Consider the following 1,081-nt stretch of genomic DNA (forward strand, 5'->3'; position numbering starts at 1 on the left):
GCCCCGGCCCGCCTCGAGATCAGCGCGGTGCTGGTGACCCCCGCGGGCGAGCGCCCCTACGACCTCAGCCTGCGGGTGGGGGAGAGCCGCGTGCAGCTCGCCGAGGGGCGGGCCGCGCTCGAGCTCGCCGCCGGGAGCTACGCCCTGGAGCCCCGCCTGGCCGGGGCCAGGGTGGAAGGCCCCGAGCGGGTCGCGCTGGAGCCCGGCCAGACCGCCCAGGCCCGCTACCGCGTCACCCCCGAGGTCGCCCTCACCTTCGAGAGCGACCGCATGACCATGCAGGTGGGCGAGGAGGCCGTGCTGACGGCCCGCGTGAGCACCGCCTTCCCCGACCTGCTCCCTGCCGACCTGCGCCTCGAGCTGCCGGATTGCCTCGAGCCCCAGCAGAGCCCCCGCCTCAGCTCGCCGGTCTCGGCCGGCCGCACCGTGACCCTGCGCCTGACGGTGAAGGCGGTGTGCAAGGGCGAGTTCGCCCCCGTGGCCCGCCTCGCGCCGTGGGGCCAGGACCGCCAGGTGGGCCTGCAGGTGCTGCAGCCCGCCACCTTCACGCTGCAGAAGACCGGCCCCGAGGCTGCCGCCGTGGGCGAGCGCGTGACCTACCGGCTGAGGGTGGGCAACTCCGGCGACGTGGCCGGGACCGTGCGCCTGCGCGACGTGCTGCCCGAGGGGCTGGAGGGGGAGAGCCTCGAGCAGACCCTCACCCTCCCTCCCGGCCAGTCCCAGACCCTCGAGCTCGCCGCCCGGCTCACCCCCCGGGCCGGGGCCACCCTCACCAACCGCGCCGTGCTGCTCAACGCCTCCGGCCAGGAGCTCGCCGCCGCCCAGAGCACCCTGCGGGTGCTGCGCCCCAAGGCCGAGCTAAGCCGCGGCCTCGACCGCCGCAAGGTGCTGCCGGGCGAGGTGGTCACGGTGAGCCTGCGGGTGCGCAACGGCGGGGAGGCCCCCCTCGACTACGCCCTCACCGACGCCTACCCCGAGTGGCTCGAGCCCCTGGAGAAGCCCGAGTTCGCCGGCCGCCTCGAGCCCGGCGCCGAGCGCGTCCACGCCTACCGGGCCCGCGTGGCCTTCGGCGCGCCCGCCG

1 pseudogene is annotated in these 1,081 nt (G+C 77.0%); it reads left to right on the top strand.

Annotation, left to right across the window (positions count from 1 at the left end):
* Nucleotides 1-1,081: pseudogene (locus MEICH_RS24460) on the top strand (DUF11 domain-containing protein); the annotation flags it as partial.

Origin of the sequence: Calidithermus chliarophilus DSM 9957 (assembly GCF_000430045.1) — a bacterium.
GTDB lineage: Bacteria > Deinococcota > Deinococci > Deinococcales > Thermaceae > Calidithermus > Calidithermus chliarophilus.